19 protein-coding genes are annotated in these 21,376 nt (G+C 44.3%); 17 read left to right on the forward strand and 2 right to left on the reverse strand.

Going from position 1 to position 21,376, the window contains the following annotated elements:
• The first annotated feature begins 41 nt into the window (after nucleotides 1-41).
• From MKX59_RS09735 to thiI, 4 genes are all read left to right on the forward strand, one after another.
• Nucleotides 42-434, forward strand: a complete 393-nt coding sequence (locus MKX59_RS09735; protein WP_023989470.1) for a hypothetical protein — start codon at nucleotides 42-44, stop codon at nucleotides 432-434.
• A gap of 222 nt (nucleotides 435-656) precedes the next feature.
• Entirely contained in the window at nucleotides 657-1,349 is a 693-nt protein-coding gene (locus tag MKX59_RS09740; RefSeq protein WP_053325776.1) for a lytic transglycosylase domain-containing protein, read from the forward strand.
• A gap of 156 nt (nucleotides 1,350-1,505) precedes the next feature.
• Complete coding sequence (locus tag MKX59_RS09745) at nucleotides 1,506-2,654, forward strand: cysteine desulfurase family protein (RefSeq protein ID WP_053325775.1); 1,149 nt, start codon at nucleotides 1,506-1,508, stop codon at nucleotides 2,652-2,654.
• A gap of 1 nt (nucleotide 2,655) precedes the next feature.
• Nucleotides 2,656-3,882 (forward strand): tRNA uracil 4-sulfurtransferase ThiI, encoded by a 1,227-nt coding sequence (thiI, locus tag MKX59_RS09750; protein ID WP_053325774.1) that lies wholly within the window; start codon nucleotides 2,656-2,658, stop codon nucleotides 3,880-3,882.
• Between the two features lie 72 nt (nucleotides 3,883-3,954).
• Here thiI and MKX59_RS09755 read toward each other — a convergent pair whose 3' ends face one another.
• Complete coding sequence (locus MKX59_RS09755; RefSeq protein ID WP_025722107.1) at nucleotides 3,955-4,650, reverse strand: TerC family protein; 696 nt, start codon at nucleotides 4,648-4,650, stop codon at nucleotides 3,955-3,957.
• 217 nt (nucleotides 4,651-4,867) lie between these two features.
• Between MKX59_RS09755 and MKX59_RS09760 the strand changes: the two genes are divergently transcribed.
• The 5 genes from MKX59_RS09760 (at nucleotide 4,868) to MKX59_RS09780 (ending at nucleotide 11,063) form a co-directional block, all read left to right on the forward strand.
• On the forward strand, nucleotides 4,868-5,527 hold the full coding sequence (locus MKX59_RS09760) for a TerC family protein (protein ID WP_023989465.1): 660 nt from the start codon (nucleotides 4,868-4,870) through the stop codon (nucleotides 5,525-5,527).
• 94 nt (nucleotides 5,528-5,621) lie between these two features.
• Nucleotides 5,622-6,113, forward strand: a complete 492-nt coding sequence (locus tag MKX59_RS09765) for a LiaF transmembrane domain-containing protein (RefSeq protein ID WP_028540472.1) — start codon at nucleotides 5,622-5,624, stop codon at nucleotides 6,111-6,113.
• Between the two features lie 290 nt (nucleotides 6,114-6,403).
• Entirely contained in the window at nucleotides 6,404-8,245 is a 1,842-nt protein-coding gene (typA, locus tag MKX59_RS09770) for a translational GTPase TypA (RefSeq protein WP_013311112.1), read from the forward strand.
• Nucleotides 8,246-8,370: 125 nt separating this feature from the next.
• Nucleotides 8,371-9,432, forward strand: coding sequence for an LCP family protein (locus MKX59_RS09775; RefSeq protein ID WP_023989463.1), 1,062 nt, complete (start codon nucleotides 8,371-8,373; stop codon nucleotides 9,430-9,432).
• 299 nt (nucleotides 9,433-9,731) lie between these two features.
• On the forward strand, nucleotides 9,732-11,063 hold the full coding sequence (locus tag MKX59_RS09780) for a PhoH family protein (RefSeq protein ID WP_071558476.1): 1,332 nt from the start codon (nucleotides 9,732-9,734) through the stop codon (nucleotides 11,061-11,063).
• 100 nt (nucleotides 11,064-11,163) lie between these two features.
• Here MKX59_RS09780 and MKX59_RS09785 read toward each other — a convergent pair whose 3' ends face one another.
• Nucleotides 11,164-12,249, reverse strand: a complete 1,086-nt coding sequence (locus tag MKX59_RS09785) for a hypothetical protein (protein ID WP_071558477.1) — start codon at nucleotides 12,247-12,249, stop codon at nucleotides 11,164-11,166.
• A 297-nt stretch (nucleotides 12,250-12,546) separates the two neighbouring features.
• Here MKX59_RS09785 and MKX59_RS09790 point away from each other — a divergent pair, with 297 nt between their 5' ends.
• The 8 genes from MKX59_RS09790 to bshC all read left to right on the forward strand — a co-directional run bounded on the left by MKX59_RS09790 (nucleotide 12,547) and on the right by bshC (nucleotide 21,320).
• Complete coding sequence (locus MKX59_RS09790) at nucleotides 12,547-13,197, forward strand: RsfA family transcriptional regulator (protein WP_013311108.1); 651 nt, start codon at nucleotides 12,547-12,549, stop codon at nucleotides 13,195-13,197.
• A gap of 126 nt (nucleotides 13,198-13,323) precedes the next feature.
• Nucleotides 13,324-14,283 (forward strand): ketopantoate reductase family protein, encoded by a 960-nt coding sequence (locus MKX59_RS09795; RefSeq protein WP_071558478.1) that lies wholly within the window; start codon nucleotides 13,324-13,326, stop codon nucleotides 14,281-14,283.
• Nucleotides 14,284-14,287: 4 nt separating this feature from the next.
• Nucleotides 14,288-14,677, forward strand: a complete 390-nt coding sequence (locus MKX59_RS09800; RefSeq protein ID WP_013311106.1) for a DUF3397 domain-containing protein — start codon at nucleotides 14,288-14,290, stop codon at nucleotides 14,675-14,677.
• 153 nt (nucleotides 14,678-14,830) lie between these two features.
• The gene (locus MKX59_RS09805; RefSeq protein ID WP_023989459.1) at nucleotides 14,831-16,531 is read left to right on the forward strand and encodes a peptide ABC transporter substrate-binding protein; all 1,701 of its coding nucleotides are present in this window, start codon (nucleotides 14,831-14,833) and stop codon (nucleotides 16,529-16,531) included.
• 197 nt (nucleotides 16,532-16,728) lie between these two features.
• Nucleotides 16,729-17,661, forward strand: coding sequence for an ABC transporter permease (locus MKX59_RS09810; RefSeq protein ID WP_023989458.1), 933 nt, complete (start codon nucleotides 16,729-16,731; stop codon nucleotides 17,659-17,661).
• A 4-nt stretch (nucleotides 17,662-17,665) separates the two neighbouring features.
• Entirely contained in the window at nucleotides 17,666-18,616 is a 951-nt protein-coding gene (locus MKX59_RS09815) for an ABC transporter permease (protein ID WP_013311103.1), read from the forward strand.
• A gap of 11 nt (nucleotides 18,617-18,627) precedes the next feature.
• The gene (locus MKX59_RS09820) at nucleotides 18,628-19,566 is read left to right on the forward strand and encodes an ABC transporter ATP-binding protein (RefSeq protein WP_013311102.1); all 939 of its coding nucleotides are present in this window, start codon (nucleotides 18,628-18,630) and stop codon (nucleotides 19,564-19,566) included.
• A 122-nt stretch (nucleotides 19,567-19,688) separates the two neighbouring features.
• A complete protein-coding gene (bshC, locus tag MKX59_RS09825) occupies nucleotides 19,689-21,320 on the forward strand; it encodes a bacillithiol biosynthesis cysteine-adding enzyme BshC (RefSeq protein WP_076264698.1) in 1,632 nt (543 codons plus the stop codon).
• The last annotated feature ends 56 nt before the right edge of the window (nucleotides 21,321-21,376 follow it).

Consider the following 21,376-nt stretch of genomic DNA (forward strand, 5'->3'; position numbering starts at 1 on the left):
TTATTACGCGATTCATTTCGCATTTGGAGGTGCAGTTTATTATGGAAGATCATGAAAACGACAAGCATCAGAATGAAGAGCATGTTAGCCGCAAACGTGTAGATTACCCCCGTCACATTCATGAACGATCTGCCAAGCGCCGTAATGATCGTGAAGAATATGCAGCAGAAGTTGCTCCCGGATCAGTTGTGACTCGACATGAGGTCAAGGGTGAAGAGCAGGTTATAAACAATAGTGGTCGTATTTCTGGCTATATTGGTCTGGCTGCAGGAATTGCCTCATTGTTTATGTGGTCAATTGTGCTGGGGCCTATTGCTGCAGTTTTAGGTTTTTTTGCTTATGTGAATGGCAGCAAAACGACCGGCATTTGGTCGATTGGTCTTGGGGCGCTGGCAACATTGAGTTATTTTGCTTTTATCCCGTTCGTTCGTTGACCCTACTGGAGGAAAAAGCTCAGTTTTCTTTTGTATATCCGAGAAAAATCATCTTAGTGATATAATTACATTAAAGCTGATCTATAAAGCTCCGCTGTCTTTTCGACAGAAACGGAGCTTTTTTTCATTAAAAGGTATGGAAGTACATAGTAAAAAGTTGTATCATAGCAGTAATGACAAGCTATTTGGGATACAACAACTATAGAAAGTTGGGAACACCACATGCAAATTGATCCGCGCGTGTCCAAGTCCATGTTAGACATGCAGCTGTTAAATAATATGAGTGCTACAACCCAGACGGGTACAACGGACGCTTTTTCCGGATTACTGGAACAAGTAGGTCAGTTGGAAACAGATGGTGCTGTGACTCGAGAAAATTCAAGTGATGTTAGCAGAGACGAAAACGGTTTACTATGGCTTCAATTGGGACCTTCCAGGGGAACGGCTTCGTCACTGTATCCCGCTCCTTCCAGTACAGCAACAGACGGACCCACAACACCTACAGCATATGATGATTTGATTAACGAGGCTAGTCAGAAATACGGCATTCCAGTAGCGTTGATTAAAGCAGTTATTGATACGGAATCTTCATTTAATCCGTCGGTCACTTCTTCGGCTGGAGCCAAAGGGCTTATGCAGCTTATGGATGCTACGGCTCAAGGTCTGGGAGTCAGTGACCCATATGATCCTGTTCAAAATATTGATGCAGGTGTTCGTTATTTGTCTTACCAGATTAAACGGTTTAACGGACAAGAAAATATGGCGCTGGCTGCATATAATGCAGGTCCCGGGCGGGTTCAGCGGCTTGGTGTAAATAGTGATGAACAGTTAATGGCTGTACTGGACAAGCTTCCGCTGGAAACGCAAAGATATATTACCAAAATTCAAAATGCACGTGAAAAATATACGATCTAAGCCCTATAGCTTATAACGAAAAAAAGTGCGTAATTTCATTTAGATTAGGTCCGCAGATAGGATCAAATGGGGAAAGGGTGTCGCTATAATGTAGCGGCCTTTGCCTGTTTTGGTCTTTTTTTGTTGTAGCAGTTATAGGAAAGAAAGGGGAGTGCAATGAAATATTTTGATTATGCGGCGACAACTCCACCTTTTGAAGAGGTGATTACAACAGTTGCCGAGGTCATGAGACGCCACTATGGGAATCCATCTTCGATGCATCGGTATGGAGAGGATGCGGATAAGTTGCTTAAGCGTTCGCGCGAAGTATGTGCTGCGGCTTTGGGAGTGTATCCATCAGAGATTGTCTTCACATCCGGAGCAACGGAAAGCAACAATCTTGCTATTAAGGGAGCAGCTTTGCAGTATCAGACCAGAGGCAAGCATATTGTTACTGTATCGACAGAGCACCCGTCTGTGTACGAAGCTTGCAGACAACTGACAAATCTGGGCTTCGAGGTTACATTTTTACCTGTCGATGTGGAGGGGCATGTGAGCACCGAACAGGTTTGTGCCGCTGTCCGTAAAGATACGATTTTAGTCAGTATCATGCATGTCAATAATGAGACGGGAAGGGTGCAACCGTTGCATGATATCGGAGCTGCGCTCAAGAAACAGTTCCCCCGTGTGCTATTTCATATTGACGGTGTACAGGGGTTTGGAAAGCTACCGGTTGATATCCGGGGCTGGCAGGCTGATCTGTACAGCCTCTCTGCGCATAAGCTGCGTGGACCCAAAGGTGCTGGACTACTATTCGTTCGGGAAGGTGTGGAGCTTTTCCCACTGCATAGTGGCGGCTCTCAGGAGCAGGGTTTTCGTGCAGGTACGGAAAATGTACCGCTGCTAGTCGGTATGTCTAAGGCGGTACGGTTGGCGGGCGAACGGCAAGTAGAGACAGCACGCCGTATGACCGAGTGGAGAGAACGGGTGGTCGCAGAAGTGAAGACAATCCGTCAACTGCGGCTGAACAGCGGGGAAGAAGCGCCGCATATTGTCCACTTTTCGTATCCGGGCATGAAGGCCGAGGTAATGCTGCATACGTTGGAGCAATTGGGTGTGGTAGTATCCACCAAATCGGCTTGCTCTTCGAAATTGGCTGAACCCAGTCGGGTGCTGCTGGCGATGGGATGCAATGAGGCGGAAGCGTCTGGCGGCATTCGTATCAGCTTCGGTGATGAGCATTCGGAACAGGATATCGATGAGCTTATACTTGCACTGCGACAGGCTGTAGCCAAGCTGGAATCCCTTGAAAGGTGGAAACGTTAAAATGCACTATGATATGTTGTTACTTCGCTTCGGTGAATTTACATTAAAAGGGAAGAATCGGACTCGTTTTGAAAAGGCAGTACTGAATCACGTGAAGCTGCTACTCAAACCGTTTCCCGGTGCTTCTTTGCGGAAGGAATTTGGACGGATTTATGTGGTTCTCGGAGGAGAGCCTTATGAACAGATCATTCAAGTGTTACAAAAAGTGTTTGGCATCACGACAATAAGTCCTGTCAAAATGGCTCCTGTCGAGCTTGGTGCTATAATTGAGACCGCTGTAGCTTTGATGCGTGAGCTGAATGTGGACGAGGGAACGACTTTCAAGGTAAATGCCCGCAGAGTGTGGAAGGAATTTGCCCATTCTTCACAAGAGATGAACCATTTAATTGGTTCTCCTATTTTGCGAGAGTTTCAAGCGTTGAGGGTCGATGTACATCGACCAGATATTGAGTTACGTGTGGAGGTTAGAGAGCAGGCGGCCTATATATTCAGCGATGTTATTATGGCTGTAGGGGGCTTTCCGTTAGGAACGAACGGTAAAGCTATGCTGCTGCTGTCTGGTGGAATTGATAGCCCGGTAGCAGGGTGGTCTTCCATGCGTAGAGGATTGGAAATTGAATGTGTGCATTTTTATAGCTATCCGTTTACAAGTGAGCGTGCGAAAGAAAAGGTCATTGAATTGGCAAGGGTCTTAGCAGGCTATGCGGGTCGGATTAAAATCCACCTTGTGCCGTTTACAGAGGTGCAGACGGCCTTTACGCACACTGGACAGGATAATCTGATAATTACGCTAATGAGACGGTCTATGTTACGAATTGCAACGATGCTGGCTGAGCGTGAAGGAGCACTGGCACTCGTGACGGGCGACAGTCTGGGGCAAGTCGCTAGTCAAACGTTATCCAGCATGAATGTGATTGGCCGTTCGACAGAATTACCATTGCTGCGACCTCTCGTAATGATGGATAAGCAGGAGATCACGGAAATCGCAAAGCAAATTGGCACCTACGATCTATCCATCCTTCCATATGAGGATTGCTGCACATTGTTTGTTCCCAAATCCCCAACCACCAATCCGAATTTGTGGGTTGTTCAAAAGATTGAAGCCTCTATTCGGGATTTAAATGCCTTGATTGAACAGGCTGTGGCTGAAACGGAGACACTTGTCCTGGAGACAGGTGGAGCTATAGAGGGGCGTAAAGAGGAAGTTATACAGGAAGATTGGTTTTAAAATAAAAAAGCAGACCCACCAGCTAATTTGGGTCTGCCTTTTTATTTTAGTTAAAACAGTTTTTGAATCATTTTAGACGGCTTTTTCTCGACTGGATACTGCTCTGCGATTTTGAAGATATCCTGTGAGCAAAATACCAGCCATAACTGCGGCAATAAACAAGATACGCAGCGCAGGGTGCTCGGTAAAATAGGGTTCCAGCTTACGTTCTTCAGTAATCATATTAGAGGCTGTATAACCAAGAACAGCCGATCCCAAATAGATAATCCAGGGAAATTTATTGATCAGTTTGATAAAAAGAGTGCTACCCCATACAACGATCGGTACGCTAATTAACAGGCCAAGCACTACAAGTAGCAAATGCTGCTGGGCCGCGCCAGCAACCGCAATCACGTTGTCCAGACCCATAGCCGCATCGGCTACAACAATCGTGCGGATAGCACCCCATAACGTTGTTCCCGCTTTGACTTCGGTATGGTCCTCCTGGTCTACGAGTAACTTATACGCGATCCAGACTAACATGACACCCCCGATGAGTAACAACCACGGTACTTGAAGCAACCAGAGTACCACAATGGTGGCTGCTATGCGAATGAGCAGGGCACCACCGGTACCGTACAGTATCGCTTTTTTTTGCGTGGCAGGAGGCAGCTTTCTGGCGGCAAGTCCAATTACAATCGCATTATCTCCTGCGAGCAGAAGATCAATAAATATCACATTAAGCAGTAGCCAAAAGAACTGAAGTCCGGACATATCAATCGTTCTCATCTCCCTGATTAAACATCCTAAAATCATTGTATGTTGTTTATTTTAATACCCGTTTTTCGGAAATACGATTCATTATATTGCTGTTTGTTATTGATTTCAAGGTCTTTACTCAACAAATTTGACATCAATTTTTAATAAATGATGACTTATTTGACAAGGCTTATAAGCATAGCCTCGTCCTATTTCGCATACAAGTAGGATGGGGGTGTTTGTACACATGGAGCATATCATTTTGCTGTTGAAAATATTAATGATTAATTTGGTATTAAGCGGTGATAATGCAGTTGTTATAGCCATGGCGAGCAAAAACTTGCCTGCAAGGCAGCGGAGTCAAGCTATATGGTGGGGGGCAGTCGGTGCAGTCCTCCTGCGCTGTGTTTTGACTTTTGTAGCTGTCATTTTGCTGGGCATACCCTTTATTCAGGCGGCAGGCGGTCTACTTCTGTTATGGATTGCGTTTAAGCTGCTTTATGAGAATGAGGATCATGTGGGAGTCAGAGCAGAAACAACCATATGGAAGGCTATACAGGTGATTCTGGTAGCGGACTTTGTGATGAGTCTAGATAACGTATTAGCTATTGCAGCCCTAGCAGATGGGGATATCGCCATTATCGTCATTGGTATTGCAATTAGCATTCCGATTGTCGTCTGGGGCAGCAACGTGATTGCGATCTGGCTTCATCGGTTCCCTGTACTTGTTTTGCTTGGATCTGCAATCCTGGCTTTTACGGCAGGAGAAATGCTACTCCGTGATCCCCGATTGGGTGTGTGGTTAGCAGGTGCGGGGGAGCTAATACATGCATGGTTACCGGGACTTTTGGCCGCAGCAGTTGTCATTGTAGGAATATATCGTCAGTTACGAGCTCGCCATATTTGAACGTAGTTTTTTTGGAAAACATCGGCTAAAATATACTTAAAAACAATCACATTAAAAGACCTAAAAACAAATTCAGCAAACAAAGGAGACCACGATGAATTCCGGAAAAGAGCGTATGATCGGAGTGGGCATTGTTGCCGTAGGACTGATTATTTTGTTGGGGAAACTGGGGACGTTCTCCTTCTTGGGACGAAACTTTTGGCCTTTGCTGTTTTTAATACCTGGAATCGTACTGCATGCAATGTACATGAAGCGTAAAGTTTCACCCTTTATGTTGCTGCCGGCAGGGATTTTGTCGGTTTATGGCTTCTTATTTTTGCTCTGCAATATTTGGGGCTGGAATTTAATGGCCTATTTATGGCCTTTGCTACTTCTAGGTGTGGCGATTGGATTATGGCAGTACGCCATTAATGATATTTCGCTTTCTCGTAATGTTTATACAGGGGGCGTGATATTGGGGTTGATATCGGTGTTTTTATTGGTCATTACCCTGCTAAGAACGGGCATCATATATGTTATTGCAGTTTTACTGATCGGAGCTGGAATCTGGTTGGTCCTAAACAACCGTGGCAAACGCAAAAGGTAAAACGACAAGCTGTGAGATTTTATGGCGGTAAATTACGGAACAGGCAATAATGTCTTGCTTTATGACATATTTCAACTATAATATAATGGATATGATAAGAGCGTCGGAGATTTCTGACGCTTATTTTAAGGTTTTCACGCGAATCGGAGAGAGAAGCTGTCTGTACAAAGCCTGAAACATATAGAAGGCTGGCAGGGAGTGGGCCTAAAGAACGATTGTTAGCCTTGAATCAGCACTGCTTCAGGATAGAGACACTATTTTGATATACGGAAAGGATATGGATACAAACCATGCATGCAAGAGAAAACATTCGCAATATTGCGATTATTGCCCACGTCGACCACGGAAAAACGACGCTTGTCGACAAGCTGCTTCAACAGTCCGGAACATTTAGAGAACACGAGGCTGTTCAGGAGCGCGCCATGGACTCCAACGATCTGGAGCGTGAACGCGGTATTACGATTTTGGCTAAAAATACAGCAATCACTTACAAAGATTACCTGATTAACATTGTAGATACACCGGGACACGCCGACTTTGGTGGCGAAGTGGAACGGATTATGAAAATGGTTGACGGTGTTTTGCTCGTCGTTGATGCTTACGAAGGTTGCATGCCGCAAACGAAATTCGTACTGCGTAAAGCGTTGGAACAAAATCTGACGCCTATCGTTGTAGTGAACAAAATTGACCGTCCGGCAGCTCGTCCGGCAGAAGTCATTGACGAAGTATTGGATTTGTTCATTGAGCTGGGTGCGAATGATGAGCAATTGGAATTCCCTGTTGTGTACGCTTCGGCGCTGAACGGAACATCCAGCATGGATGCTGAAAAGCAAGACGATAACATGCAAGCATTGTACGAAACAGTTGTAGAGCACATTCCGGCTCCAACTGAGAAAGTAGATGAGCCTCTTCAATTCCTCGTAACACTGATGGACTATAACGAATACCTTGGCCGAATTGCAGTAGGTCGTGTAAACCGCGGTATCATCAAGCAGGGGCAAGCAGTCACAGTTATGCAGCGTGATGGTAGCAGTAAATCAGCGCGTATTGAGAAGCTGTTCGGCTTCCAAGGTCTGAAACGTATTGAAACTGACCAAGCGGGCGCTGGTGACATTGTGGCGATTGCGGGAATTAAAGATATCAACATCGGTGAAACCATTGCCGATCCAAATCATCCTGAAGCATTGCCTGTACTGAAGATTGATGAGCCAACGCTGCAAATGACCTTCCTGGTTAACAACAGCCCATTCGCAGGTCGCGATGGTAAGTGGGTAACATCCCGTAAATTGCGTGAGCGTCTTCTGAAAGAACTCGAAACGGATGTCAGCTTACGTGTTGATGAAACAGATAGCCCGGACGCCTTTATTGTATCCGGACGTGGTGAGTTGCATCTGGGTATCCTGATTGAAAACATGCGTCGTGAAGGTTACGAACTGCAAGTGTCCAAACCGGAAGTTATCGTCAAGGAAATTGACGGTAAGAAAATGGAGCCAATCGAACGTCTCCTCATTGATATTCCGGAAGAAAGCATGGGCGCGGTTATGGAAAGTTTGGGCTCCCGTAAAGCCGAAATGGTTAACATGATTAATAACGGCACCGGACAGGTTCGCTTGGAATTCCTGATCCCTGCACGTGGTCTGATCGGTTACACTACAAACTTCCTGACTTTGACTCGTGGTTACGGCGTAATGAACCATGCGTTTGACAGCTATGGACCATTTGTTGGCGGTCAAGTAGGTGGACGTCATCAGGGTGTTCTCGTGTCAACGGAAAACGGCAGCTCTACATTTTATGGTATGCTGGGCGTAGAAGATCGCGGTATTTTGTTCCTGGAGCCAGGTACTGAAATCTATGAGGGCATGATCGTTGGGGAGCACACACGTGATAACGACATCGTCGTTAACATTTGTAAAGAAAAACAATTGACAAACGTTCGTTCAGCAACAAAAGACGATACAGTTAAACTGAAAACACCTGTTATCTTCTCTCTGGAGCAGGCGCTCGAATATCTGAATGATGATGAGTATTGCGAAATTACACCTAATGCCATCCGTTTGCGTAAAAAGATCTTGAACAAAGGTGAACGCGAGCGTGCGGAGAAACAACGTAAAACAGCACAAGCAAATACGTAATTGATTGGATTGGTCTTTGGCCACAGCGGCGACGCCCGGGAACGGGATGCGCCGCTGTATGTGTTTTAGGATTGTAAACTTGGAGAAAGCGATATTTCTCAAAACGCAGGAAAAGGTGTTGAAGCATGAGTAATCTTTCGAACGGATTGCCTCCCCGGACACAAAGCGGGAAAAAATCCGCCAAACCGAAAAAAACGAAAAAGAAAAAAAGCTTTTTCAGATCGTTTATGAAGTTTGTCTTGTTTTTGCTCATTATAGGTATTTTGGCAGTAGGTGGTTATACCTACTATATTTACAATCAGGTAGAGGAAGTTTTGGATACGGGGATCAACAAGGAAGTACCCAAAACACAATTGGCTGAAGCTAAGCCTTTGACTATCTTATTGCTGGGAACCGATTACCGCCCTGATCATCCGACTTATTTGTCAGACGTTATTATGGTAGCTACATTAAACCCCAATACCAAATCGTCTACCATCGTGTCTTTACCGCGCGATACGCGTCTAGAAATGGATGGATATAAACCACGCAAGTTGAATGAGTATTATCCAGTGTTTAAGGCTAGAGAGAAAGAATCTGGTGAAGTTGCTGAAGAACAAATGAAGAAGATGATCGGCAAATATTTAAACATTGATATCGATTATGTGACGGTTATTAACTTCCAGGGCTTTAGAGATGTAGTAGATAATTTGGGTGGCGTAGATGTGACGGTTGATAAAAACATGTGTTATCGTGACCGTGCAGATGGTACCGATATTAACCTGACAGCTGGAGCCAAGCATTTGAACGGTGATCAGGCTCTTGATTTTGTTCGCTACCGCAAATCGAATTGTCGTCCAAGAACAGCTGAATCTGACGATTTTGATCGCAATCGTCGACAAAATCAGGTGCTTCATTCCCTAATTGACCAAATGCAATCCTTTAACGCTTTGACCAAGTTTAGCGCAATTATTAAATCGGTTGATAAGAATATGATGACAGATATCGAGTCACAGCAAATGAAAAATATCGTACAAACCTATTGGAATATTTCCAAGCAAAATGTGAAATACAATCCGGTGGCAGGAACGTGGCGTAGCCCGTATGTGTACATTGATGAGCAACAGCTCGATTTGGCCAAACAAGCGCTACAAGAGGAATTAGCTAAAAAAGCAAGCGACACTACTGCAGCTTCTTCCAATTCCTGAGTATGTATCTTTCTCCTCTCTTATGTTATACTCGCAGCGAGTAAAGCTCTTATATAACATAAGGGGGTTGAGGTATGTCTAAAGTTATAGTGAACCAAGTCTAGGTCCAGTGAGCAATCACTGGGCCTTTTGTGTCTAATTTTAAAAATGTACAGGCTCAGAGCTATCTTCACTACAACTTTTCGTTGCTTTATCTGCTTTGGGGTTCTTTTTTCAGGGAATCAGCAAGTATTGGGTACCCGGTGAATAGGTATAGGTATGAAACACGAGATTGTCCACGCCGCTTTGGAGGGGATTTAATGAGGAAAATTTTTGTGCTGGATACGAATGTGCTGCTGCATGATCCGAAAGCCATTTTTACCTTCAAAGAACATGAAGTTGTCATTCCAGCTGTTGTTCTGGAAGAAATCGACTCCAAAAAACGCAACGCGGATGAGATTGGACGGAATGCCCGCAATGTATCGCGATTGTTGGACGGGTTAAGAGAAGTAGGTCATCTGCACAGTGGCGTTCCACTTCCCCAGGGTGGGAGGCTTAAGGTTGAGTTAAACCACCGAAGTTTTTTGAAAGTTCAGGAGATGTTCGGGGAGGTTTCGAACGATAACCGGATTTTGGCGGTCGCCTTGAATTATCATCTGGAAGAGCAGGAGCAGCCTGAACCACGTTCGGTCGTTTTGGTCAGTAAAGACGTGCTGGTCAGGATCAAGGCAGATGTACTGGGACTGCTGACCGAAGACTACCTATCCGATAGAACAGGCGATCTAAGTGAGCTATATCCCGGATACTCGGCAATACAGGTGCACCCGTCCATCATAGATGAATTTTACTCTAACCGTTTTTTACCAATCAAGCCACTGGAACTACCTTATACGCTGTATCCGCATGAATTTGTTATTCTGAAAGATGAAATGGGAACTGGAAAATCAGCTTTGCTGAAAGTGAATCAGGAGGCAGAGCGATTAGAGCCGCTGTACTTAAGTAACGAATCGGTGTGGGGAATCAGCGCGCGTAATGCTCAACAGCGGATGGCATTGGAGCTTTTGCTTAATGACGATATCCCTCTCGTGACCATTACAGGAAAAGCGGGTACGGGCAAAACGCTGCTGGCGCTGGCGGCAGGTTTGCTTAAGGTAGAGGATGAACATCGCTTCAAGAAACTGCTGATTGCTCGGCCTGTTGTTCCTATGGGTAAGGATATTGGTTATTTACCGGGAGAAAAGGATGAAAAACTTCGCCCGTGGATGCAACCCATCTACGATAATCTAGAGTATCTGTTTGATGCCAAAAAATCAGGTGATATCGACAAAATTTTGATGGGCTTGGGCAGTATTCAGGTGGAGGCACTTACTTATATTCGTGGGCGTTCGATACCTGGGCAATTTATTATAGTCGATGAGGCGCAAAACTTATCCCGACATGAGATCAAAACGATTGTGTCCCGGGTGGGTGAGGGGAGCAAGATCATTTTGATGGGAGATCCGGAGCAGATTGATCACCCTTATCTGGATGCAGCCAGTAACGGTCTAACCTATGTGGTGGAGCGGTTTAAGCAAGAAGGGATTAGTGGGCATATCATGTTGGAAAAAGGAGAACGCTCCAAGCTTGCGCAGTTGGCAGCCGATCTACTATAAAATCCCTACCGTTATTACAATAATAAAGACCTCGGGAATCTCCCGGGGTCTCTTGTTTTATACACGTAAAAATTCAGAACAATGAAAGGTGAGCAAAATTTTACTTAAAGTTTAATTCGAGCTTAACTTCAAGCATTCCTGCTAAAGTGCGTACTTCTGTGGCTTTGACATAGGAAATAAGCTGCTGTGGGTAGAAACCCAGATCAAAATCCTTTTCCAGCTTGTTGCGGGTCGTATCAGGTAGCTCCAGACCATTAAATACCAATCGATCCACATGAAATAAAATTGCATTTTTCGGCTCATTCTCTAGCGTGTAGTGACCTTCTACCCTTAATTTCATCGTTCCCTGCTGACCTTCTACCACAATTCGATCCTGCGCAAATGTAAAGTTGAAGTGATTAAACAATTCATTTTCTGACTTTAAAAAACGGTTAAAGTCCTCTTCACGAATGCTTATCGTAATGACTTTTCCATTTGTAACCATGGCACCTTGTTGTTGTTGAATGAATTGTGGTAAATTCTGCATAGCTTGAGCTAATGCTTTAAAGTGCTTATTTACCTCGTAGACACCTACATTCTCCCAATAAGCTGTCATTTCGCCAATTAGCTTACGTAGGGTATCCGGGTCATTACTGGCGTTAACGCCGTCATTTACACGCGACTGAAGCAGGGCAATGCGTTTACGTTGTGCCAGTAAGTTTGTTTTGACAGTCTCCAGTTCCATTGAGGCTTGGGTGACTTGTTGTTCTGTTTTTCGCATAGATTGATAATTGGATTCGTATTCTTGAAGCACATCCTGATCGTGACTAATCAATAATAAGTAGTAATCGTACAGAGAGAGAAGTTGCCTTATACTTTTCGCCCCTAGCACCACACTCAACAGTTTGTCCCTTTCCCCCATATAATAAGATCGCAGCACAGAACCTGCACGCTTCCGTTGTATGGTCATTTGCTCTTGCTGAACGGTGAGATTACTTCGCAGTTCCTGCTGACGCTGCAAAAGGGTATGCTGCTCCTGACTGATTCGCTCAATTTCATGGTCTATCTCTACAATCGACAGGCTATCTTGTAAAATCTGACTTTCTTCATGGGAGGGAGCGGCCAGGGTAGGACGTACATATATGAAAGTTAGCAACATAATGGTGGTCAGCAGGGTGCTGATTGTGATTTTTATTCGTTTGTTCATTTGGTTTCCCCTTTTATGTATTCCCGAAAAAAACTAATGGTAATGTATATGATCCTTTCTGTTTCTTTAACCATTCATTTTATTGTACAGCAGTCTGAGCATGCTTGAAACCCGAAACTGTTTACGTTCACGTATGAGTTCTTGCAGAAATGGAAATACAATTTAGTATCAAATAGATTCTATGAACTCTACGAGAGGCATAGGAATGAATAAACAGCTTTTATACCCTATTCAAATACCGGCAAGATCGGTTCATGAAGACGGTTATTTCAGGATGTTGTTAGGAGGGCTAGAGGCATGACTGCAATAAGACAAGATGCATGGAGTGTGGAAGATGACTTGATATTGGCGGAGGTGACATTGCGGCATATCCGTGAAGGTGGAACGCAGCTCGCTGCGTTTGAGGAGGTTGGACAAAAAATAGGAAGAACCTCTGCAGCATGTGGCTTTCGTTGGAATAGCTGCGTGCGCAAACGTTACGATGAAGCGATTAGTATTGCCAAAGCACAGCGCCAGAAGCGCAGTTATATCCGTAAGCAGAACCCGGTGGGTGTATCACAGGTTGCGGCTTTTGCCTCGCTTGATACAGTCGAAGGTGGATACAGAACGGATGGTGCGAGTGAGGATACATTATCTATTGATGCAGTAATTCGCTTCTTGCGCCAATGGAAGGGATCCGTCCAGGAAACGAATCGGCAGATTAAGATGCTGGAGAAAGATTTACGGGAAAAGGAAGAAGAATTGAATCAGCTTCGCTCCATTAATGACCGGCTGTCCAAAGAAGTGAATGATGTACAAACCGACTATCGTGTTGTGAATGATGATTATAAAGCTCTGATTCAGATTATGGACCGAGCTCGGCGCTTGGCTTTAATCACTGAAGATGAGGAAGAGCTTAAATCCAGATTCAAAATGGACGCCAATGGGAATCTGGAGCGCATTGAGTAACAAGATTACTTCTGCAATATTGAAATAAAACGTCAACTAGCGCTTTGCCGTAGTTGGCGTTTTTTGTATTTCTTTAGAGTGCATATGATATAGTAGAAAAAAAGATGGAAGCGAGACGATACAAAGGTGATTGATATTATTGGAGCGGGTTCGCTGGGATTGTTGTTTGCCGGGAGGTTGTCTGCTTCGGGTACAAAAGTAAGGCTGTGGACGCGTACACTTGAGCAGGCACGCGTCATTGCTCGTGAAGGGATTACTGTGTTTGATAAGGAGGGACAGACGGCAGTACATGTTTCCGGGGATAAATTGAAGGTAGCGCCATTGGCAGATTGGCAACGGTTAAATTCACAGGCTCCAGCACGATGGATAATGCTTATGACCAAACAGGGGGCGATTGAGGAAGTATTAGAACAGATCCAGCCTGCAGCTCAAATGGATAGAGATACAGGAATTGTTTGCTTGCAGAATGGAATCGGCCATATAGAACGCATTAGACAGGCTTGGCCTGAAGCTGTGGTATACCCTGCTGTGACGACTGAAGGAGCCAAGAGACAGGGAGTAGCATCTATTGTACATGCAGGATCGGGTGTTACTGAAATTGGTAGTTCGGAGGAAGGGGAGGAGGCGAAGAACAATAATTTTAATCAATGTGTGCTAAATCGGCTGCTTGCAGCAGGATTTGACGTTTGCTTGTCGAAAGAAATCGAGAACGGTATGTATCGCAAGTTGTTGATCAATGCTGTGATCAATCCGCTGACAGCGGTATGGCGAGTTCGTAATGGCGAGCTGCTTTCGGACCCTATTCGAATACATATGATGCGCAGGCTGTACGATGAAGGCATTCAAGTGTATGAAGCTCATGGTATCCACTGGGAAAACGCATGGTGGGAGCAAATTATGAATGTATGCCGGGTAACGGCAGAAAATCACTCGTCCATGCTAGCTGATGTACTTGCACAGTCCATGACGGAAGTTGCTTCAATTAACGGACAACTGGTGCAGATGGCAGATCGGGCTGGAGTTACTGCACCAACTCATGAGGTATTGTGGCAATTAATTGAAGGCATGCGGCTAAAAGAGGGGTGATCAGTTGAGTCTTATACAAGGTACTATTATCACTTTCAGTATTCTTCCCTTTTTTCCGTTTTTGATCGTGTTTGCGGTTTGTCGCTACATTCTTAAAATGGAAAAAAAGAAATCGTTACTTACTTCTATGGATATTACCACGTTTTTTCTGATATTTTCCGTCGCAGCACTCTTTAACGTCATTTTTACATCTCGATTCGGTTTTTATTTGATTCTACTGCTCCTATTACTGGCCTTGGGTTTAATTGGAGGAGCTCAAAATCGAATAAAAGGGAAGGTTGATGGTAAAAGATTATGTAGAGCGGTCTGGAGATTAACTTTTATAGCGATGACATTGGCGTATATTTTGTTGACTGTTGTTGGTATATTTAAGAATATATTCAACATCATGTGATATAAGGTGACATGAAAAGGTGAAAAAATATGAATTAATCATGTTTTTTTGAAAAAAAAGCTCAATTTGAAGAAATGTAATGTAGATTTTTTTGACCGCTGGTTGTATAATCTATAAACATATACCACTTTAGAACTAGGGGGAAAACGCTAGATGAAAAGGAAAAGCTTTTTAGTCCTTTTGACACTCATTCTTGCAGTTGGTGCACTGCTCGCAGGTTGTGGCTCCAGCAAGAACGATAATGGTAAGGGCGCACAAGAAAACACCTCGACTACGCCGGCTCCGGCCGACAAGCAAATTTTGCGCATTAACCTTGCTTCCGAGCCGCCAACCTTCGATCCGGCACAAGCTCAGGATAGTCAAACTAACACGGTTCTGAAAACTTTGTATGAAGGTCTCGTACGTATGGGTCCTGACGGCAAAGAAATCCCTGGCGTAGCTGAATCTTGGAAAATTTCCGATGACGGCAAAACCTATACGTTCAAGCTTCGTGATACTGCAAAATGGAGTAATGGCGACCCAGTCAAAGCAAGCGATTTCGTATTTGCTTGGCAACGGGTATTGGATCCTTCCACGGCTCCTGCACCTCCATATGCTTACCAATTGTACTATATCAAAAATGCTGAGGGTTACAACCTGAGCACTTCGAAATCTTTTAAAGGCACTAAAGTTACAGACTTTAAAGATGTAGGTGTTAAAGCTGTTGACGACCATACATTGCAAGTAGAGCTGGAGCACCCAACTCCTTACTTCTTGGGATTGACTTCTTTCTACACTTTTTACCCTGTAAATCCTTCCGTTAAAGGTAATGATAAGTGGGCTGTTAAGAAAGATAGCATGATCACTAACGGACCTTACACATTAACGACTTGGGACAGCGGTCAAAAGATCGAAGTAACCAAAAGTGAAAACTATTGGGGTAAAGATGATATCAAGCTGAATAAAATTACGATGTCCCTTGTAAATAGCGGTGCAACAGAGCTGGCTTCTTATAGAAGTGGACAACTCGATTACGCAGGTATGCCAAACGGTGAAATTCCTACCGACCAAATTCCGGCTGTGAAAAAAGAACTGCCTAACGAATTTAAGGCAAAAGGGATTGCAAGTACGTACTACTATCTGTTTAATGTAACTGAAAAACCATTTAATAATGTTAAAATCCGTAAAGCGTTTGCGATGGCTATTGAACGCCAACCAATCGTTGAAAGAGTAACATTGGGCGGTCAAATTCCTGCATACGGCTTTGTACCTCCAGGTATCAAAGGAGTATCTCAAGAATTCCGTACTGAGAATAAAGATGATTACTTCAAAGAAGACTTCACTGAAGCGAAAAAATTGCTTCAAGAAGGTATGAAGGAAGAAGGCGTAACTACACTTCCTCCGGTAACATTGCTGTATAACTCCAGCGAGAGTCACCAAAAGATTGCTTTGGCAGTTGCTGATATGTGGAAGAAAAACCTTGGTGTTGACATCAAAACTCAAAACCAAGAGTGGGGCGTATTTATCCAAACACGTAACAAGCTGAATTTCCAAATCGCTCGTGGTGGATGGTCTGCTGACTATAATGATCCAATGACATTCCTGGATATGTGGACAACAGGCAATGGCAACAACAATGCAGGTTATGCTAACCCAGCATATGATGCTTTGATTGAAGCAGCTAAGAAAGAAACTGATCCAGCAAAACGCATGGAAGATTTTGCGAAAGCGGAGAAAATTCTGGTTCAAGATGATATGGTAATGCTTCCGATCTACTACTACTCAAATGTTTCTTTAACGAAACCGAATGTAAAAGACATTGGGCTTGACTTTAGTGGAGCAGTTGATTTCACAAGAGCGTATATTACACAGTAACTGAAGCTCGATTCTGAAGTTTGATAGTTACTTCGGGATATATATGTGGATAGAACCATATATATCCCGTTTTTTTTGTGTGTCATGGTCTTTTCCATCATCATGTAACCATGCAAATAAGTAGATTGGACAGTCCAATTCTATTTCGATAAAATCGAATGGTGTCGAAAAAAATTTATGGGGGGTGTAAACGGGCAATGACGCGTTATTTGATCAGTAAATTTTTCTATATGCTGCTATCTTTGTTCATTCTGATCTCTGCGACGTTTTTTCTCATGAAAGCAATTCCGGGTAACCCCTTCATGAGTGAAAAAGCGACTTCTCCTGAGATTCAAGCCCGGTTAATGGAGCAATATGGGCTGGATAAGCCTGTATATGTCCAATATTTTAAATACTTAGGTGATATTGCTTCAGGTGATTTTGGTATTTCTATGAAAAAGCTGAATCAAAGTGTAACTGACATTATCGGACAAACTTTTACGGTTTCCCTCAAACTAGGTTTTGTTGCCATAATCGTGTCGATAATTGTCGGTCTCTTGCTAGGTATGCTGGCAGCTTTGTATCATCGTAGGCTAATAGATAACGTTGCAATGGTATTAGCTATCATGGGGATTGCGGTTCCCAGCTTCGTTCTAGCATCGTTGATTCAATTTTTCTTCGCTCAACAGTTAGGTTGGTTTAATGTTATGGGCTTTGACGGTCCGATGGACTACGTTCTGCCTGTTGCAGCTTTATCTGCTTCCCCAATTGCGTTTATCGCTCGACTAACGCGTTCCAGCATGCTGGAAGTACTTCATGCGGATTACATTAAGACTGCCAAAGCTAAAGGCTTGAAATCCATTACAATTATGTTCAAACACGTTGTACGTAATGCTATTTTGCCGGTTGTTACCTATGTGGGACCCATGACGGCCAATATTATTACGGGTTCAGTTGTTATTGAACGTATCTTCGGGATTGGCGGTATTGGTAAGGTATTCGTAGATAGTATTACAACCCGCGATTATACCATGATTATGGGAGTTACTATTTTTTACGGTATTTTGCTGATGGTGGCGCGTTTTATTACAGATATTGCATATGGATTTATTGATCCGCGGATTAAGCTTACTGGCGGGAAGGAGGGATAACTTTATGTCTGTTAAAGATAATGCTGTGAACTTGGATAAGCTTCAGGTAAAACCGGAAGATTTCCAGAAGGTCGGGGCGGATGAAAAGCAGTCTGAAGTTATTCAGCGCGAAAGCTTGTCCGCTTGGCGAGATGCTTGGGAACGACTTCGTAAAAATAAACTGGCAATGACGAGCTTGAGTGTGTTGGTTCTCATTGTGCTTGCTTCAATTGTTGGGCCGATGCTGTCCCCATACGATGACCGCACCAATGATTTGTTGAGCACCAATCTTCCTCCTTCGGCGGAACATTGGTTCGGAACAGATGATCTGGGACGTGATATGTTTGTACGTACTTGGATGGGCGCTCGGATTTCCTTGATTATTGGTTTGGCTGCTGCAATGATTGACTTGATGATTGGAGTTATTTATGGTGGAATTATGGGTTACTTTGGTGGCCGCGTTGATGAAATCATGAATAAATTTTCTGAAATCTTGTACTCCATTCCTTACTTGCTTGTTACGATCCTGTTGCTGGTTGTACTGGAGCCAAGTATCACTACAATTATTATTGCGCTCTGTGTAACGGGGTGGATTAACATGTCGTGGATTGTACGTGGTGAGATGTTACAACTTAAAAACCGAGAATTCGTACTTGCTTCCCGTTCAATGGGTGCTGGTGCAGGTCGTTTGCTGTTCCGTCACTTGTTGCCTAATGCGGTAGGACCAATCATTGTCACACTGACTTTGACAGTTCCAAGTGCTATTTTCTCTGAGGCATTCCTGAGCTTCCTTGGATTAGGGGTACAGGCTCCTCAGGCGTCGCTGGGTTCAATGATTGAATCGGCTCTGACCGGGTGGATGTATTACCCGTGGCGGATGCTTTTCCCAGCAGGTTTGATCAGTTTGATTATGCTTGCGTTCAACCTTTTTGGCGACGGCTTGCGTGATGCGCTTGATCCGAAGTTGAAGAAATAGGAGGTGAGATCATGGTGAGTAGCAACAATTTAATTGAGGTTGAAGGTCTTAAAAAGTATTTTAATGTTGGCAAAAACCGTGTGCTCAAAGCGGTGGACAACCTGAATTTCTATATTCGCGAGGGTGAAACGCTGGGTATGGTTGGCGAATCCGGCTGTGGTAAGTCTACAGCGGGTCGTACGATTTTGCGCTTGTATGAACCTACAGCAGGTAGCGTGCGTTTTAACGGTACGGATATTTACAAATTATCACCAAGTAAAATGAAAGCAATGCGCCGTGATATGCAGATGATCTTTCAAGATCCGTATGCATCATTGAACCCGCGTTTTACCGTTTCTGATATTATTGGTGAGGCACTGGATATTCACAATATGGCGGGTAGCCGTGCAGAACGTAAGAAACGGATTGAAGAGTTACTTGATCTGGTTGGTTTGAACCCTGACCATGCAACACGCTATCCGCATGAGTTTTCTGGTGGTCAACGTCAACGGATCGGCATTGCACGCGCACTAGCGGTTAATCCTAAATTCATCATTTGTGATGAGCCGATTTCAGCTCTTGACGTATCTATTCAGGCTCAGGTTGTCAACCTGTTAAAAGAGCTTCAAGAACGTTTGGGTCTGACATACCTGTTCATTGCGCATGATCTGTCGATGGTCAAGCACATCAGTGATCGGGTAGCTGTAATGTATATGGGTAGAATGGTCGAGCTTGCAGAAAGTGCTGAATTGTATGCAAATCCGATCCATCCTTATACGAAAATGCTTTTGTCGGCGATCCCACTTCCTGATCCAGAAGTAGAAGCCAACAAAAAACGGATTATTATGCCAGGCGACCAAGCAGGCCCGATTCATGATGCATCTGGCAGCAAGACAGGGGCTTATAACCTGGAAAATGCCACGCTCATCGAAGTGTCTAAAGGACATTTTGTAGCTGAGCCTTACGCCTGATCTTGTTTTATGCACCAACCGCCGAGTTATTCGGCGGTTTTTTTTGTAGGAAGCTTTGACGTGGACATGGGCTTTCGGTACAATCAAGCAGTAAGGTTTTGGTGGAGACAGGAGGCAGACCCATGAAGATAATTCCGGAAACGCTTCGCGGAGGGTCGGCTTTGGCAGAAGATTATATACAGGGTACAGGACGCGCAAGCGACTTGTATGAATATAATGTGCTGCACGCCGATGCTTATGCCCAACGGGCGAAGTGGCTGGATAAGACGGGGCATCTGCGATTAAACCGTAAGGATATCGTAGCATGTCTTCGTATATACAATGAGAAATACAATTCGTATGAGGCGGTTCGTGCTTCATTGGACCGTCTGGAAAGTCCAGATGCCTTAGTAGTAGCTGGCGGGCAGCAAAGCGGATTGTTCACAGGTCCGATGCTGGTCATTTACAAAGCTGCTACCCTAATTAAGGCGGCGAGAGAAGCTGAGGAACGGCTTGGACGTCCGGTTATTCCCGTCTTCTGGATTGCTGGCGAAGATCATGACTGGGACGAGGTCAATCATACATACGTAATGGCAAATGACCCACAAGCCGTCAAAATCAAGCTGAATAAGCAGCCTGAACGCCGTTCTTCGGTTAGTGCCATTAAAGTTGAGGCTGTTGAGTGGAAGCAAGCGATAGCGGATATAGAGCAAAGCTTGCCAGATTCAGAACATAAGGCTGAAATAATGCGCATGATTGAGAACGGGCTAACGGATTCATATGGACTGAGTGAAGCCTTTGTCAAGTTGCTGGGCCTTTTGTTCGGCACCTATGGATTAGTACTCTTGGATTCAGCAGATCCTTCGCTACGCAAGCTGGAAGCATCCGTTTTTAAGCAACTAGTTCAGCACAATGATGAGTTGGAGCAGGCTTACCGGACGACTGCTGCGCGGATCGTAGATTATGGATATCATTTACAAGCCGATGTGCATGAAGGTGGCGCGAATCTCTTTTATATCCATGAAGATGAACGCTTGCTGCTTTTCAAAAAAGCTGGACTATTCACGGATCGACACGGTCTGGTGGTGTTTACTGTGGATGAACTGCTTGAAGAGATAGATAGACATCCCGAACGTTTTAGTAACAATGTGCTAACTCGTCCTCTAATGCAGGATTCACTGTTTCCGGTGCTGGCATCTGTGCTGGGTCTAGGAGAGATTGCTTACTGGGCGATTACACGGGATGCTTTCGGGGTGTTGGAGATGCAGATGCCGATACTGCTGCCACGAATGTCTTTTACGTTGGTAGAGCCAGGCGTGGAGAAGCATATGCTTAAGTATGAATTGAGTTTTGGTCAAGTTAGAGACGGACTTGAGGAACGGAAAAAGCAATGGATCGCCACTCAAGATCAGCTTGGAATGCAGGATCAGTTTTCCGGGGCTAAGGAAGCTTTTGTCCGCATGTACGAACCGCTTGTGCAGCAGACAGGTTTGATTGAAAAAGGTTTGCTACCGCTCGGAGAAACCAACCGCGATAAGATTCTGGCACAGATCGCCTATCTGGAGGCAAAAGTTCAGGAAGCGTTGCTTCGGCAAAATGAAACAGCACTTCGCCAGTGGGATCGTATTGAGTGGTCGCTTTTTCCATTTGGACAGCCGCAGGAGCGGGCGTATACGATCTATCATTTTCTGAACCGTCATGGTCTCAGCCTGATTGATATGATTATGAGTGTACCATTGGATCTGACGGGTACGCATCGCGTTATTTATGTATGATTTATTATTTTATATAGGATTTATCATGGTTCAAATTTAACCAATATGAAGGAGGA

It is taken from the genome of Paenibacillus sp. FSL R7-0340, assembly GCF_038002205.1.
GTDB classification, from domain to species: Bacteria; Bacillota; Bacilli; order Paenibacillales; family Paenibacillaceae; genus Paenibacillus; species Paenibacillus polymyxa_B.

Bases quoted from the DNA above. Each gene is read 5' to 3' on its own strand.
- MKX59_RS09735 (WP_023989470.1), top strand. From the start codon at position 42: ATGGAAGATCATGAAAACGACAAGCATCAGAATGAAGAGCATGTTAGC.
- MKX59_RS09740 (WP_053325776.1), top strand. From the start codon at position 657: ATGCAAATTGATCCGCGCGTGTCCAAGTCCATGTTAGACATGCAGCTG.
- MKX59_RS09745 (WP_053325775.1), top strand. From the start codon at position 1,506: ATGAAATATTTTGATTATGCGGCGACAACTCCACCTTTTGAAGAGGTG.
- thiI (WP_053325774.1), top strand. From the start codon at position 2,656: ATGCACTATGATATGTTGTTACTTCGCTTCGGTGAATTTACATTAAAA.
- MKX59_RS09755 (WP_025722107.1), bottom strand. From the start codon at position 4,650: ATGAGAACGATTGATATGTCCGGACTTCAGTTCTTTTGGCTACTGCTT.
- MKX59_RS09760 (WP_023989465.1), top strand. From the start codon at position 4,868: ATGGAGCATATCATTTTGCTGTTGAAAATATTAATGATTAATTTGGTA.
- MKX59_RS09765 (WP_028540472.1), top strand. From the start codon at position 5,622: ATGAATTCCGGAAAAGAGCGTATGATCGGAGTGGGCATTGTTGCCGTA.
- typA (WP_013311112.1), top strand. From the start codon at position 6,404: ATGCATGCAAGAGAAAACATTCGCAATATTGCGATTATTGCCCACGTC.
- MKX59_RS09775 (WP_023989463.1), top strand. From the start codon at position 8,371: ATGAGTAATCTTTCGAACGGATTGCCTCCCCGGACACAAAGCGGGAAA.
- MKX59_RS09780 (WP_071558476.1), top strand. From the start codon at position 9,732: ATGAGGAAAATTTTTGTGCTGGATACGAATGTGCTGCTGCATGATCCG.
- MKX59_RS09785 (WP_071558477.1), bottom strand. From the start codon at position 12,249: ATGAACAAACGAATAAAAATCACAATCAGCACCCTGCTGACCACCATT.
- MKX59_RS09790 (WP_013311108.1), top strand. From the start codon at position 12,547: ATGACTGCAATAAGACAAGATGCATGGAGTGTGGAAGATGACTTGATA.
- MKX59_RS09805 (WP_023989459.1), top strand. From the start codon at position 14,831: ATGAAAAGGAAAAGCTTTTTAGTCCTTTTGACACTCATTCTTGCAGTT.
- MKX59_RS09810 (WP_023989458.1), top strand. From the start codon at position 16,729: ATGACGCGTTATTTGATCAGTAAATTTTTCTATATGCTGCTATCTTTG.
- MKX59_RS09815 (WP_013311103.1), top strand. From the start codon at position 17,666: ATGTCTGTTAAAGATAATGCTGTGAACTTGGATAAGCTTCAGGTAAAA.
- MKX59_RS09820 (WP_013311102.1), top strand. From the start codon at position 18,628: ATGGTGAGTAGCAACAATTTAATTGAGGTTGAAGGTCTTAAAAAGTAT.
- bshC (WP_076264698.1), top strand. From the start codon at position 19,689: ATGAAGATAATTCCGGAAACGCTTCGCGGAGGGTCGGCTTTGGCAGAA.